13 protein-coding genes are annotated in these 14,001 nt (G+C 39.2%); 8 read left to right on the top strand and 5 right to left on the bottom strand.

Annotated elements, in window-relative coordinates; translation table 11 throughout:
• Position 1: 1 nt before the first annotated feature.
• The 3 genes from V7L12_RS04555 (at position 2) to trpE (ending at position 4,221) form a co-directional block, all read left to right on the top strand.
• Positions 2–2,014 (top strand): DICT sensory domain-containing protein, encoded by a 2,013-nt coding sequence (locus V7L12_RS04555; protein WP_335082511.1) that lies wholly within the window; start codon positions 2–4, stop codon positions 2,012–2,014.
• A 152-nt stretch (positions 2,015–2,166) separates the two neighbouring features.
• Positions 2,167–2,592: a photosystem I reaction center subunit II PsaD gene (locus tag V7L12_RS04550; protein ID WP_334816293.1), complete on the top strand. Its 426-nt coding sequence runs from the start codon at positions 2,167–2,169 to the stop codon at positions 2,590–2,592.
• A 99-nt stretch (positions 2,593–2,691) separates the two neighbouring features.
• Positions 2,692–4,221: an anthranilate synthase component I gene (trpE, locus tag V7L12_RS04545; RefSeq protein ID WP_335082509.1), complete on the top strand. Its 1,530-nt coding sequence runs from the start codon at positions 2,692–2,694 to the stop codon at positions 4,219–4,221.
• Positions 4,222–4,709: 488 nt separating this feature from the next.
• On the opposite strand, the gene V7L12_RS04540 is transcribed toward trpE, so the two are convergent.
• Positions 4,710–5,009, bottom strand: coding sequence for a hypothetical protein (locus V7L12_RS04540; protein ID WP_335082507.1), 300 nt, complete (start codon positions 5,007–5,009; stop codon positions 4,710–4,712).
• A 352-nt stretch (positions 5,010–5,361) separates the two neighbouring features.
• Here V7L12_RS04540 and V7L12_RS04535 point away from each other — a divergent pair, with 352 nt between their 5' ends.
• Together V7L12_RS04535 and V7L12_RS04530 are read left to right on the top strand one after the other, a co-directional pair.
• Complete coding sequence (locus tag V7L12_RS04535; protein WP_335082505.1) at positions 5,362–5,757, top strand: hypothetical protein; 396 nt, start codon at positions 5,362–5,364, stop codon at positions 5,755–5,757.
• A gap of 190 nt (positions 5,758–5,947) precedes the next feature.
• A complete protein-coding gene (locus tag V7L12_RS04530; protein WP_335082503.1) occupies positions 5,948–6,190 on the top strand; it encodes a hypothetical protein in 243 nt (80 codons plus the stop codon).
• A 43-nt stretch (positions 6,191–6,233) separates the two neighbouring features.
• Here V7L12_RS04530 and V7L12_RS04525 read toward each other — a convergent pair whose 3' ends face one another.
• The 3 genes from V7L12_RS04525 to V7L12_RS04515 all read right to left on the bottom strand — a co-directional run bounded on the left by V7L12_RS04525 (position 6,234) and on the right by V7L12_RS04515 (position 9,852).
• Positions 6,234–6,689 (bottom strand): nuclear transport factor 2 family protein, encoded by a 456-nt coding sequence (locus tag V7L12_RS04525; protein WP_335082501.1) that lies wholly within the window; start codon positions 6,687–6,689, stop codon positions 6,234–6,236.
• 137 nt (positions 6,690–6,826) lie between these two features.
• Positions 6,827–9,040 carry a Piwi domain-containing protein gene (locus V7L12_RS04520; protein ID WP_335082499.1) on the bottom strand — a complete coding sequence of 738 codons (2,214 nt, stop codon included), beginning with the start codon at positions 9,038–9,040 and terminating at the stop codon, positions 6,827–6,829.
• Positions 9,037–9,852: a PD-(D/E)XK nuclease family protein gene (locus tag V7L12_RS04515; protein ID WP_335082497.1), complete on the bottom strand. Its 816-nt coding sequence runs from the start codon at positions 9,850–9,852 to the stop codon at positions 9,037–9,039. The genes V7L12_RS04520 and V7L12_RS04515 overlap by 4 nt, the downstream gene beginning before the upstream one ends.
• A 108-nt stretch (positions 9,853–9,960) precedes the next feature.
• Here V7L12_RS04515 and V7L12_RS04510 point away from each other — a divergent pair, with 108 nt between their 5' ends.
• The 3 genes from V7L12_RS04510 to V7L12_RS04500 all read left to right on the top strand — a co-directional run bounded on the left by V7L12_RS04510 (position 9,961) and on the right by V7L12_RS04500 (position 11,654).
• Positions 9,961–10,317 (top strand): helix-turn-helix domain-containing protein, encoded by a 357-nt coding sequence (locus V7L12_RS04510; RefSeq protein ID WP_335082495.1) that lies wholly within the window; start codon positions 9,961–9,963, stop codon positions 10,315–10,317.
• Positions 10,314–10,970: an ImmA/IrrE family metallo-endopeptidase gene (locus V7L12_RS04505; protein ID WP_335082493.1), complete on the top strand. Its 657-nt coding sequence runs from the start codon at positions 10,314–10,316 to the stop codon at positions 10,968–10,970. The genes V7L12_RS04510 and V7L12_RS04505 overlap by 4 nt, the downstream gene beginning before the upstream one ends.
• Before the next feature lie 96 nt (positions 10,971–11,066).
• Positions 11,067–11,654: a Uma2 family endonuclease gene (locus V7L12_RS04500; RefSeq protein ID WP_335082491.1), complete on the top strand. Its 588-nt coding sequence runs from the start codon at positions 11,067–11,069 to the stop codon at positions 11,652–11,654.
• A gap of 2 nt (positions 11,655–11,656) precedes the next feature.
• Here V7L12_RS04500 and V7L12_RS04495 read toward each other — a convergent pair whose 3' ends face one another.
• Positions 11,657–13,591 carry a hypothetical protein gene (locus V7L12_RS04495; protein ID WP_335082489.1) on the bottom strand — a complete coding sequence of 645 codons (1,935 nt, stop codon included), beginning with the start codon at positions 13,589–13,591 and terminating at the stop codon, positions 11,657–11,659.
• Positions 13,592–14,001 lie beyond the last annotated feature (410 nt).

Genomic DNA, 14,001 nt, shown 5'->3' with positions numbered 1-14,001 from the left:
CATGAGCATTTCGACTTTTGTGCTGAGTGATTTGCTGAAGTCCCTACCCTACTTGCGGCCCCAGCTATATTTTAAGGCTTCACTAACGGCGCTCTCCCACGCGATGGAAGATCAAGTTTTGGCTGCGACTTTAGCTAAACCCCTTGTAATTGCTAGTTTTCAGCGAGAGCGATTCTACCGCCAAGAAGCTCATCGCTACCAGCGACTTGCTTTGCGAAGTAATCAAATATACGTATTATCTGCTCCAGAAACGGATTTTACCAACAGTTCGTCGGAACACTATGAAAAAGTGGCTTTTGAGCCAACGGATGGCTTAAGTCAGGAGTGGCATTTGGTAGTGATTGCTGACAATTATGCTACTTGTCTGGTTTGCCGAGAAAACCTTGGTTCTCTTGCCAAAAACAAGGAAGTACCGGAACTAAGCCCTAATCTGGATATAGACACAGCGCGAAGATTTGAGGGAATTTGGACATCGGAAAGGGGAGTTAGTCTCAAAGCAGCCGAATTGCTGTTAGATAGGATTTTGGTTTATAGACCAGAACTGGCAAATAAAATTCAACAGGCACGTCAGAGATTTGGCATCGGCGAGCCGCGAAACCACTCTGGAGCAGAACAGGACAATGAATATGCCTGTGACATTGATACAGATCCCTTTGTGCAGCGTTTAGTAACTTACTTGCAAGCTAGTCAGTACAAATTGCACAAAGCCTACCGTTCTATTGCTGCCCAAGCACGAAAAGAACGATTAGTCAACTCGATTAGCACTGCCATTAGGCGATCGCTCGATCCTCACGAAGTTCTCCAGGTGGCGGCACAAGAATTAGGGCAACACCTAGAAGCTTGTCGGTGTTTAATTTACCGCGCTCAAGCCACAGATAGCCAAGCCATAATTGAACACGAGTTTTTGACCCCTGGTGTTTTATCTGTTTGTGGACAAACCTGGGAGTTAGAGAAAAATTCCCTATTTCGGGACATCGTGGAACAAGGCGAAGGTGTTTGTGTAAGTGATACGCTGAGTGACCCCCGTGTTACCAAATCGCCAGGACTTTCTACGATCGCCAAAAAGTTTGCCATTCGTTCTTGGCTGATGGAACCAGTATTCTATCAGGGGCGATTATTGGGGATTGTGGAGTTACATTACTGCCGGATGCCACCGCACGAGTGCCAACCTGGGGAATTGGATTTGGTAGAAGCGATCGCTACCCAAGTAGGAGCAGCTCTCATCCAAGCGGAAGCTTACGCTAATCTAGAAGAACTTAACCAGCAACTAGAAGCCCTAGACCGCACCCGCAGCAACCTCATAGCCATCACCGGACATGAACTGCGTACCCCCCTATCCACAATTCAAGTGTGCCTGGAAAGTCTTGCTAGCGAACCGGATATGCCCTTGGAGTTGCAGCAGGTGATGCTCAACACCGCTCTTTCCGACTCGGAACGGATGCGAAAACTGGTACAAGATTTCCTTACACTTTCCAACTTGGAAAGCGGCCGGGTGGAATGGCATCCAGAATCCCTCACCTTACAAGAGTGTGTGGATTTAGCACTCAGCCGAAATCGCACACGTTCTTCAACGGAAAAGCCGCCCCAAATTAAGACTCAAATTGCCGAAAACCTACCTCTGGTAAGAGCTGACGGTGATTGGCTAGTCGAGGTACTGGCAAAACTGATGGACAATGCTTTGAAATTTACGCCACCCCAAGGAGAAATCACGATTAAAGCGATTTACAACAGCCGTCAGATGGTCGAGGTGACTGTAGCTGACACTGGACGTGGCATTGAACCAAATCGTTTAGAAGTAGTTTTTGACCGCTTCTATCAAGAAGAGGGAGCGCTGCGCCGCACCACTGGCGGGACTGGACTTGGTTTAGCAATTTGCCGTCAAATTGTTAATGGCTGGGGTGGGGAAATTTGGGCAGAGTCAACTGGCAAAGACCAGGGTAGTCAGTTTCACTTCACTATCCCGATTGTTCGGACTAGTCAAGAGGAAAAGCGGACAAAAGTCAAGAGTAAATAGGGATTGAGGACTGGGGATTGGGCATTAGTTTTTAACAAATGACAAAGAACAAAGGACAAATGACTAAAAACTGTTACAGTCTATGACGCGATCGCAATATGATCCTGGTTGCGGTGTTAGGATTCCCTAAAAACGTTGAGAGAATCATCTTTATGGCAGAAACACTCTCTGGACAAACCCCGCTATTTGCTGGCAGCACTGGTGGCTTGCTAAACAAAGCAGTAGTTGAAGAAAAGTACGCTATCACTTGGACTAGCCCGAAAGAGCAAGTTTTTGAATTGCCTACAGGTGGTGCTGCTACTATGCGGCAAGGTGAAAACCTGCTGTATATAGCTCGTAAAGAATATGGCATCTTTTTGGGCGGTCAGCAACTTCGTAAACTCAAAATCACAGATTACAAAGTTTACCGGATTTTACCCAACGGAGAAACTACTTTAATTCACCCAGCCGATGGTGTATTCCCCGAAAAGGTAACTGAAGGCCGTGACAAAGTGCGTTATGTAGACCGCCGTATCGGACAAAACCCCAGCCCCTCTAAACTTAAGTTTAGCGGTGTTTATACCTACGACGCTCCATAACTAGCTGTTAGTAGCTAATGGGTAATTAGTAATGGGTAAATGGTAAGAAAAATAATTACCCATTACCCATTACCAATTACCAATTACTTTTGAAAAATAATGATTTTTCCGATTTTCTCCGAGTTTTCTACCCTAGCGCAACAAGGCAACTTCGTCCCGGTATATCAAGAATGGGTGGCGGACTTAGACACGCCCGTATCCGCTTGGTATAAAGTCTGTGCGGGTCAGCCTTATAGCTTTTTGTTGGAATCGATAGAAGGTGGGGAAAAGCTGGGACGCTATAGTTTAGTGGGCTGCGATCCGGTGTGGGTTTTGGAAGCAAGGGGCGATCGCACGACTCAGAAAAACCGCGATGGCTCGCAGGTGGTTTTTGCAGGCGACCCTTTTACAGCTTTAGCCGAATGTTTAGCACCTTATCACCCAGTGAAATTACCACAGCTACCGCCAGGAATTGGCGGTTTGTTTGGGTTTTGGGGCTATGAATTGATTCAGTGGATTGAGCCGCGTGTGCCCATTTATCCACCAGATGAGCGGAATATCCCTGATGGGTTGTGGATGCAGGTAGACCACTTGTTGATTTTTGACCAGGTGAAGCGGAAAATTTGGGCGCTCGCTTATGCTGATTTACGTGACCCGAAAGTAGATTTAAAAGCAGCATATCAACAAGCTAGCGATCGCGTCACCCAAATGCTCGAAAAGCTATCTCTACCTCTATCGCCACAAAAAACTCGATTGGAATGGAAACCGCCAGGGAGCAGAGGAGCAGAGGAGCAGGTGAGCAGAGGAGCAGAGGAGTATCAGAGTAATTTTACCCGCCCTGATTTTTGTGCCAGCGTTGAGAAGGCGAAAGGTTATATTAAAGCAGGTGATATTTTTCAAGTAGTAATTTCCCAGCGACTATCAACAGAATACACAGGCGACCCTTTTGCCCTTTATCGGTCGCTACGTCAGATAAATCCTTCGCCTTACATGGCTTACTTTAACTTCCAAGATTGGCAAATCATCGGTTCCAGTCCGGAAGTGATGGTGAAAGCCGAAATCGATTCAGATAGTGGAGTAATAGCAACGGTACGCCCAATTGCTGGGACGCGTCCACGGGGTAAAACCACCAAGGAAGATGCGGCCTTTGCTGAAGATTTACTCCAAGACCCCAAAGAAATTGCCGAACACGTGATGCTTGTAGATTTAGGGCGGAATGATTTGGGGCGTGTTTGTCAAAGTGGTAGCGTCAAAGTCGATGAATTAATGGTAGTTGAACGCTACTCCCATGTGATGCACATTGTTAGCAATGTTGTGGGTAAATTAGCAGTTGGTAAAACAGCATGGGATTTACTGAAAGCTTCCTTCCCAGCAGGTACGGTAAGCGGCGCACCCAAGATTAGGGCGATGGAAATTATCCACGAGTTAGAGTCTAGTCGTCGGGGTGTTTATTCCGGTGTGTATGGATATTACGATTTTGAAGGACAATTAAATACTGCGATCGCAATTCGCACAATGGTAGTGCATGATAGTACCGTCAGCGTACAAGCCGGTGCCGGTTTGGTAGCTGATTCTGAGCCAGAAAAAGAATACGAAGAGACGCTAAATAAAGCTAGAGGTCTATTAGAGGCGATTCGTTGTTTGCGTTGAAGTAGGGACTGAAGAAGGGAATAGGTACAGCTTAGAGGGTACAGATTATTCCCTGTAACCTGTCACCTCTCCCCTAACCCCAATCCCTTTTACTGTTTGTATAATTGCTTTCGCATACAATTAATTGCACACTGGTTTTTGTTGCTTAATTGTAAAATCGGGCTTGATATAAGTACAGTAACAGTTCGATCTGCGGTATGAGCATCCAGACCAGACTTTAAAAGTTGATGTACCAATACCCTCCGATTTTGAATTACATAGGTTTTACTTTGAACAGCAAAATGTTTGGAAACAATTTATGCTACTTCTAAGCCCACGTATTCACAATACCGTGACAAATTAGGAAGCTTTATAAATCCAATCAACATCAAACTTTTTCCAAAGCTAAACAGAGTTTTTTAAACTTATTGAAAATTTAAAAGAAGTCCTGGTATCCAAATCCAAGACCTCTGTTGAATTTACTACACACTAGAAATGAACAAACTTACTCATCCTAATTGGCTGAAGTAAATCGCCCAAAGAATTCCAGTTACTCCAACGGCAATTAAAAGGTTAGTGAAAAATCTGCCGAACTCAATTTCTTGTCCCAGTCTTTTGTCATCTTGACCGGCAGTAAAAAACAATGACCAGGCTTGATTTGCATTGATAGTTTCAAAGTTGTTGAAATCAAAGGCTAACGCCTTTCCTTCTCTACGAGAGGCTGCGCCAACGGAACGCTCCGCGTTCGCGTAGCGTCTCGTAGAGAAGGGAGAAGACCGCGCTAACTCACTACGAACTTGCTTACCCATCAATTTAAGCTTGACAGACTAGTAAGCCTAGCCCGTCGTAGACATCGCTACCTTACCACGCTTAAGCAAAAGAAACTGATAACAGCTTTTTTGGTATCTTCATGCTGCGATCGCTATTGAAAACAACCGATTCCATCAGCGATCTTTTAAAAGATTATTAAATAGTTTTCAGGTGAGTGCGGAGTTTTTTTTTAGTCTTATAATATACAAAATTATAATAAGTAGTATTTACTTCTAGAACCTTTCTCGCTCAAGAGCATCTCAACTATTCTTTACTTGTTTATATTTAAATAACAATATATCTTTGGATAGAGTAATAATTTATTCATCTACCAAGAGTAATAGATTATCAATGACTTTTTTCAATTCCGGTGCAGTCGGAATGGTAAGTTTAACTTGGTTTTGGGCAACTGTAGAACAGCTATGCTGGGTTGTTTATAGCTGGGCGATTTTAATCATAATGGGTTTAATCTTGACCGATCTGAGCATTTTTTTGGGATGGGGAGAGGTCTTGATGCGTCTGTGTCCACTGTGGTTAGGATTAAGTGCCATCAGCTACTTTTGCACCGGGGTAGGAATGCGTTCACGCACATTTATTCTAATGGGGTTTATTCATTTGCTGGGAATCTTAGTTTTACCGTACTGCGGTGTTATGCAGTTTCTCTCAACGGGGCTAATTATGACTGTTAGCTTATTGTTACTAGCAGAATTACAATGGGATATGCAATCTTCAAGTGATTACAACTAATTAACACCACAACAAAAGCAGTTTAACCAAGCACAGTCCCAACGACGTAAAATGAGTAGCTAAAGTTATAAAGAATTAAAATCTTACTTTAGACACGTTTGTATAAACAATATAGCTATGTCTCTTGGCTAACTAGTGTTTATACTTTGGAGAGAGAGTTTTTCATCCAACTGTTAGCTATTCTATATTTATGAAAACAAACAACACTGTATGGGTGTTATACCGCTGTGACCCAGTATTGAACATCGAAGGAGAGCGATCGCAGATGTTTGAGCAGTGTAAATTAAATGCGTTGACGGTGTGGAGTTTTCGTCGCTTCCTCCACTTCATTATCACCAAGGGAAGGTTAAATTCTTCATCAGAGCGGTCTGAGGTGATAAACGTCTTGTGTTTTTTACATTACAACTTCATTTTGGCACTTCAATCTCCTTAATTCATTTTGAACTAAGGATATTGGTGTGTCACGGCTAATGCAACTATCTGTTAACTGGCGTTTGTTTGTCAAAATATTCACGCCAACGACTAATTTGACTATCCTTGAAATCTACAACAATTACGTCATCAGCTTTATTACGAAGACCTGTTGCCTTTTCTGTATCTTCGTAGTACCACTCTACTGCTGCCTGATTTGCTCCAATGATAATCCGCTGGATGTCTATTTTGATATCTGAATACTGTTGTTTAAAATTGGTAAGTCCTTCTTGAATTCCTTCTTGCCCCCGCCAGCATTGACCAGGCACGATTAGTTCTCCATCAACCGTAAACAATTGTGCAAGAGCATCGACATCTTGAGCAACCCATGCATCTTTAGCTTTTTCTATTAATATCTGCATATCTTGTTGGTTCATAGACTGACTGGCAAATAAAGGTGTGTTAAAAGTTAAGCTAACAAATATAGTTCCTAACACTAGCCATTGAGATAACCAAAGCATCTAGATTTTCTTTCCTCTAAAGTATTAAGCTATAGAGCATTAGTAATATTTAACCAGAAGTTGTTTTGATTGCGATCGCTCCTGCAAAAAGTAATGTTTTGATTGGATGCAGAATGTCTGTAGCGTTGATATTAATTCTACAACCAAAACTGGCGATCGCCTTCCATCTGGCTAGGACGAATACCTTGCAAACGCAGATAAGCCATGCGGTCAGATCCATATAATGGCATCGGTAGGCGAGGTTCTTTTAAAGCTCCATGATGCAATAATGTCAGTTTTAGAGTAGTTTCTAGAACACTTTCAATTGATATTTGGTGTCCTTTCTCATGAATTGTTAAACGTATAGGACGAGCCAAACCAACTTTATCAGGAACTTTGGTTGTTACGAGAATTGCTTCACGAGATGATAAACGAAGTCCTAAGCCTTGTGAAGGTGCTATAACAGCTTTATGCTTTAAGTTATACAGTCGGGGAATACCAGACTTTTTACATTCCACTAAAATAAACTTAGCTCCTATTGCCTTAGCTCTATTTACTAAATAATCAGCTTCATTCCCAGCAAAGGAACCATCACGATAAATTAAGACTGTTTTGTTTGCTAATTCAGCACCAGGTAATAATCGCTCTAATAGTTTAGCTGGTATTTCTTCACCATCAATTAAATCATCTTCTAATTGATAACGAATAAACTCTCCTTGTTTGCCATAGAGACGTATACTAGCACAGGCATTTCTTGTACCTGCTTGCCTTTTTTTGGAAATTCTAGAAACATCCAAGCCAATAAAATAATCAGCATCTTTTAAGTCTTCAGCTAGAACAAAAGGCAAATTGCCTAACTTTGCTAGAATTCCTGGAATTACTTGATTCAAGATATACTGGTAATTTCCAGGTTTATTCAAAGTATCTTCATAGATCATTTGGCTAGCAATTTGACGACGGAGCAATAAAGAGTATACTTGATGGTAAAAACTTCCCTCATTTGTATCATCATCATGACGATCGCTTTCAGGTAAAAAAGTTACAATAATGTCGTGTGGTATCTCAATTAATTCATTAACTTTCTTCTCAACTTCTGCTCTTGCCTCAGTCTTAGTCAGATTATTCAGTGACAAAGCTTGCTTAGTAATAACTTCACTTTTAAATCCATATAGTTCCAGACGCTGCTTAAGTAAATTCAGAAATGGATCTACTTTTAAATCACAAAGCTTTAGTGCTGCAATGTGAATCACTTTGGATTTATCTTTAAAATCAATGTGACGGCGATAAACTCCACCTTTTTTAAGACCATTTAAAACATCATTTCTTTTGGTTATAAAGTTATTACCAAAAATTAGAGTAGTTTCCTCTATCGGAAATTCAGGTTTCCAGAATAAATTTGGATATTCAATGCTATTGATACTACGTTCTAGTTTAATTCCATAAGCAGTTAAAGCATCTCCTGCGATTTTTTTATAGGATGCCAAGAGACTTGTTCTGTCTTGATGCGAAATTTTAGTAGCCTTAAGTAGCTTTCCGTATTCAACTTCAAATTGAGCAGATGTGGCAGATGTTACACGGGGACGTAAAGCTGCCATAGCATAGTGGAACTGTTTTGTATCTTTACCGAACTGTATAGCAACAACAGGTTGATCGTCTGGGGCATCTCGTAGTGCTTGTTTACTAGTTGAACCGGTAGCTTTTGCTAATAGTTCATCTCGATGCTCTTCAATAGTTCCAATAATACCGACAATTGTTGCATTACTACCTCGTTCAATTTCTTGAACTTTTAAACCAATTAAAAGCTGTTCTGAGTTTTGTCGTTGAGGATGGTTTTCGTAGAAATTAGCCAAATTATCACGAAACACAATGCTACTGCACACTGTCAAACTAAGAGCAGACTGGAACTCACCTTGTAATTCGATAATTTCTGACCAAAAATCTGGTTCTCTCTTGACCATAACTCCATTATCAGACATAACAATTGGAGAATCAAATTTGGTTTTATTCAAAACCTGAATAGCTAACATAGAATAAATAAAAGGTGTGGGTTGAGGCTGGCGTACTGATTGGAAACCGAATAAACGTTCCTTCAAATCTTCTACTTCATTTTGAATACTTTTCAGTGCCTCTTGTAATTCTTCTTTGCTAGGTAAATCCTTATGAAATGCTGCCAAAACCCAAAAATAAGGCTTGTACCATATAATAACAGTCTCAGGTAATTTTCGACTAAAATGATAGCTCAATCGGTTGCCATCTTTTTTATCAATCTCAGGTGTTAGCCGAAAACACATTAACTTAAGTTGCGAAATTTTGATTGGAAAAACTTCGCTAAAAGAGGTAGAAATTTGGGGAGATGCAATAGCAATAGTCATGCAGAAACCTCCAATAAATTAAATTGACAAATCGATGTGAATTGACAATTTCGACAGGGTATTCCAGGATTAGCAGGAAATATTTCAGCAAATGTAGATGGATTTTGCTTGTAACGACGCAATTCTTTTTGATGTTCTTGGGCTATTTGGGCGAATTTAGCTTGAATTGCCTTGAGTTGAGTATCTGTGGCGGTAATAGGCTCAGACCATTTCTTAGTTTCTAAGTTATAAAATGAGGCAACAGCTTTTTGTCCAGGGTAAATATAACTAGCTGCCAACAGGTAGACAAATGCTTGTCGTCTATCAAAATTAGATGTGCCTGTTTTGAAATCTAAAATGTGCAGTCTGCTGTCTGATTCAATAAAAATGCAGTCAATAGCTACAAACAAGTTAAAAAAATAATTACTTTGCTGAATTAGAATTGGTTCTGGAATTCCCTCATCACCTCGACTAAGTTTAAGGATATTCTTTCCAGAAAGAATCGGTTCCTGATAGTAGTTTGTCAAAATTTTAATAATTCGCTGTTTAACTTCGACAGCCTCTTGGTCTAATTTCAGCTTCTCTGCTACTATCTGTACACCATTCAATTGGTTCAAAAGTTGAATATTTTGGTGAAATTCGTAAATACCTTTCTGTGCCTGCAAACCGATATGTTGAGGAATAGTGTCTTGCTCCAACAGTGCTTTAACTAATAATTCTTTTTTTCGCGCTCTGGAAAAACCTCGTTTCATATCACAGTGCCAATATTCTTGTCCAACAGATGAAGCGAACTGTGACCAAATGTTAAAACTCACATACGGTTGCCACACCATAATTTATATCCTTATTAGCTATGTTGATTTTTTATTCAACTCCACCCTAACGTGTATTGATTTTTTAGTCAACACTCTGTTATCATGTTTAGTTAAGTAGGAAAAAAAGTGAATCAAAGTTTTGGTCAGCTTATCCGTGAAGCCCGCAAAGATAAGGGATTTAGTCAGCGTGAGCTAGCAAAACTAATAAAGCTAGATTTCACTTATCTGTCTAAATTGGAGAATGATCGCGCGGACTATCCTCCAAAAGAAGATGTCATTCGTTCTTTGGCACAGCATCTGGATTTAAATGAGGAAGAGTTAATTTTTTCGGCTGGTCGTATACCCCAGCGTGATGAGGATTTTCTCAAGCAACATTACAAGACAATGCCTGCTTTGTTCCGTCGAATGCAGGAGAATCCTGATTTTGCCAAAAGAGTCTTTCGAGAAGCTACACAATCAGAAAATGAGGAGAAGCAAGGTTGAGTATCATTAAGCGGTATCGCTATATTCCTGATAGCGAAATTGAGACTAGGGCTAATAATATTCTCAAGCGTATGCAGGAAACACCTAAATATATTCCCAAGTGGCCTTTAGATGCAACTCGTGTGGCAGAGTTTTTAGGGTTGAATGTTGTTTGGGATAGGATACCGCCTGATGCTGAAGGACAAATAGCAGCGAGGATTTTGCCATTGGAGCATTTAATTGAAATCAATGAAGATATTTTGAAACTTCCCAAAGGGTTTGAAGAATCAACGTTAGCTCATGAACTGGGACACTGGGAACTACATATTGACCAAAAGACGGCTGGCCACTTTGAAGAACTAATAAAGCAGGGTGGTAAAGGTGAAATAGATATGCAGCCTTTTTTATGCCGTGCTGTTAATGGTCAACTACAAAAGATAGAGTGGCAAGCTCAACGTTTTGCGAGTTATTTACTGATGCCTCATTATGTTTTAGAACAAATGGCAGCAGAACACGATTTAACAAAATGGTCTCACCTTTATGCGATGCAAAAGGATTTGGGTGTAACAATAACTAATCTTAAAGTTCGTCTAATACAGCTAAATTGGATTATTCTTCCTCCAAGTGACAACACAATTTACTTGGGTAAAGCTGCGCCTATTCGGAAAAAATAAAGATTGAAATAAAGTGCGATCGCTCTCCATCATCTCCTGGCAGCGATCGCACCCCACACAGCACTACACTAGAAAGTAAGATGCTCACAATAGCCTATGAACGCCACGACAACCACTCTACCTTCTACACTCAAATTGAAAATTGACTTGACTGATGAGCAATTCTTCCAGATGTGTCAGAAAAACCGCGATTATCGATTTGAGCGTACAGCATCAGGGGAATTATTAATTATGCCACCTACAGGTAGTGATACTGGCAACCGTAACTTTGATATGGTTGTTGAATTAGGAATCTGGAATAAACAGACTAAATTAGGCAAAGGTTTTGACTCTTCAACTGGCTTCACCCTACCTAATGGTGCAGAACGTTCTCCTGATGCTTCTTGGGTGAAAATTGAGCGATGGAATGCTTTAACACCAGAACAACAAGAAAAATTTGCCCCCATTTGTCCTGATTTTGTAGTAGAGTTGCGTTCTCGTACTGATTCCTTGAAAGAATTGCAAGAGAAAATGCAGGAGTATATCGAAAATGGCACTCAATTAGGCTGGTTAATTGACCGGAAAAATAAGCGAGTGGAAATTTATCGTCCAGGTAAAGATGTAGAGATATTAGACAATCCTACTAGTTTATCTGGAGAAAATGTACTACCTGGGTTTGTGTTAGATTTACAGCAGATTATGTAATTTTATCGATTAGGATAAATATAGCGCATTTCAAAGCGACTTTGTTCCCAAAGTGGTAGTAAAGCCTGTTTAGCAGCATTTAACTGAGCTTGTGAAAAAGAGATTTTCCCATTTTCTATAATCCAAATAAATGTCCGAGTGATTAAATCAGCCTTTAAACTATTCTCGTATTCACTATTATTTATTCTTACTACTTGCTGATCTAAGCAATATATAGCATATTTAAAAGTCAAGTTTTTCCAATCTGTGGAATTCCGATAATTTTCTTCTGGCGTATTTTTCCATTCAACTCGCCGCAAATTTCCAAAAATATAGTCTATGCCTGTTATGGAAGAATCTGTATTACGCACTAAATTTGTATAGGCTTGGTAATATGGTTTAAATAGCGAAGCTGCAATATTTTCCACATAGATATGTAGCCAGGATTGTATGTCGCGAAGATAAGGTACTAAATTTCTGATATTATCAATTTCTTTAATCAGCGCATGTTCACTTCTGTAATTTGTTATCTTTGCTAGCAATTCAGCTTCAGATAATTGAGACTTTTCTGAATAGTAATTAATCACCTTGGGAATATATTTATCTAATAACCACTGTTTGGTATATCTAGCTGTCCAAGTTCCTCGTACTCCAATATTTTGCTGCCATAAGCTAAATTTAGCTGTTTCAATAGATTGTAAATTAATATTATTTAGCTCGTAGATTACATTAACTTGATTGCTAGGTAATAAAGATAAATTTCTGTCAAATTTTGGGAATACAAATGCGTGATCGCGAATTCCTCGACTGACTCGAATTGATATATTTTCTCTATGAAATAGATGCCATTCTGACTTGCCTTTTTTATAATCAAATTCATTAGCGAACTGCTGCATCAACTCCCATAATTCTTGTCTTACAGAAAAAAGGATAAAACCGCGAATTTCTGAAAAGTTTACGAATTCAAAATCCCATGTTTCTAGAGCATTCTCAAATTCAATTATTAAATTTTGATATTCTTGACAAATTTCATCAACACACAAACACAAGTCTGTTGCTTCTAGCTTTGATAAAATGACTGTTATTTGACCCAAATTTACTGTAAAATTATCTTTATTTAATTCTTTCAAAAAACGACGACAACCCCAATCAGGCTGGGTGTGTAATCCAGTCATTAATTGACCTAAAATATCTTGATGATTTAAGCGAATTTTTAGACCTTTAAAAAGAATACTACTGAATTCTATTTGACAATTACCTTCTCCAAAAGCTTTGGGTAAATTACAGGCGATCACTACTTTTGGTTTCACAACAACTAAGTGGCAGCCTTCCCGCATTATAGAAGGCTCAAAATCACATTTTTCTAAAAAATACTGTAAATCTGGATTGCGTACGATTAATTTTTCTATTAAGTTACATTTAGTATACGTAAAAATATCGGCTGTATTTTTATCGATATTTTTAACTAAATCAAAATTGAGTTTATTATAAAATTTTGAGGCGACATCGTTATTTTTTAAGGTATCTATATTTAGATCAAATACTAATTCTTCTTGATTGTAATGCAGACGCTGAAAAAGCTTGATTTCATATCCATTAGTGACAATAAAAAATAGTGTTTTAAAATGATTACTATAAAATTTAGCTTGCTCAATAGCCTCATTTAACTGAGTTTTCTGCGGTTCTATCGCTTCCACAAAAATCAGTGATGTATTTGTATTTTGTTTCTTAAAATCATCTGTTGCAAAATAAATCTGAGCAATTTCTGGATTTTTGGCGTAGTTTTCTGATTGATATGTTTTCAAAGAGTATTCACGATGACACATCTCTGGATAGCAGAGATAGTGAAACATTGGCAAAATCAACTTTTCTTTTACATCATCTTCATTTCGTAAAACATGATGATCAAAACCTTGTATCCATGTAATGAATTTTTTAATTGACTCTGGAATAGTCATCAGATAATCTACCTGCTTGTATAAATTTGCTATGCCTTATTTTGTTCGTGTAATTAGCAATTTATCAAGTCAGTTTGGATTATGTCGTGATTGTAGATACTAGAATAGAACGATTCGGCTGAAACTTAACCTTGGCAAAACCTACACCAATAAAAGTTACTGCCGTTAGAATTAAAAATCTGGTGAAAATCAGGTAGGCAAAATTAATGAATTGTGTATAACAAGAATTTTGGGCAACGCATAATAAATTGCTGGGGATGTCTATTAGACAAGAAGGAGTTTGCAGTTAAGAGCCAGAATATAGAGTTTCCGTTAATTCTGGCTGCTAGTGTTGTTAAAATGGTTGGTGAATTTGAAGCAGGCGATTTTAATCGATGGAAAGATGTTAACCTGGGTCAAAACATCTTGAA

The sequence above is a fragment of the Nostoc sp. genome, assembly GCF_036918245.1.
Classification (GTDB): Bacteria; Cyanobacteriota; Cyanobacteriia; order Cyanobacteriales; family Nostocaceae; genus Nostoc.
The sequence above is the reverse complement of the archived record's forward strand: the minus strand, read 5'-3'. Positions and strand labels throughout refer to the sequence as shown.

Coding starts and splice junctions, on each gene's coding strand:
- V7L12_RS04540 (WP_335082507.1), bottom strand. CDS start 5,009: ATGGGTAAGCAAGTTCGTAGTGAGTTAGCGCGGTCTTCTCCCTTCTCT.
- V7L12_RS04530 (WP_335082503.1), top strand. CDS start 5,948: ATGAAAACAAACAACACTGTATGGGTGTTATACCGCTGTGACCCAGTA.
- V7L12_RS04525 (WP_335082501.1), bottom strand. CDS start 6,689: ATGCTTTGGTTATCTCAATGGCTAGTGTTAGGAACTATATTTGTTAGC.
- V7L12_RS04520 (WP_335082499.1), bottom strand. CDS start 9,040: ATGACTATTGCTATTGCATCTCCCCAAATTTCTACCTCTTTTAGCGAA.
- V7L12_RS04555 (WP_335082511.1), top strand. CDS start 2: ATGAGCATTTCGACTTTTGTGCTGAGTGATTTGCTGAAGTCCCTACCC.
- trpE (WP_335082509.1), top strand. CDS start 2,692: ATGATTTTTCCGATTTTCTCCGAGTTTTCTACCCTAGCGCAACAAGGC.
- V7L12_RS04495 (WP_335082489.1), bottom strand. CDS start 13,591: ATGACTATTCCAGAGTCAATTAAAAAATTCATTACATGGATACAAGGT.
- V7L12_RS04535 (WP_335082505.1), top strand. CDS start 5,362: ATGACTTTTTTCAATTCCGGTGCAGTCGGAATGGTAAGTTTAACTTGG.
- V7L12_RS04550 (WP_334816293.1), top strand. CDS start 2,167: ATGGCAGAAACACTCTCTGGACAAACCCCGCTATTTGCTGGCAGCACT.
- V7L12_RS04515 (WP_335082497.1), bottom strand. CDS start 9,852: ATGGTGTGGCAACCGTATGTGAGTTTTAACATTTGGTCACAGTTCGCT.
- V7L12_RS04500 (WP_335082491.1), top strand. CDS start 11,067: ATGAACGCCACGACAACCACTCTACCTTCTACACTCAAATTGAAAATT.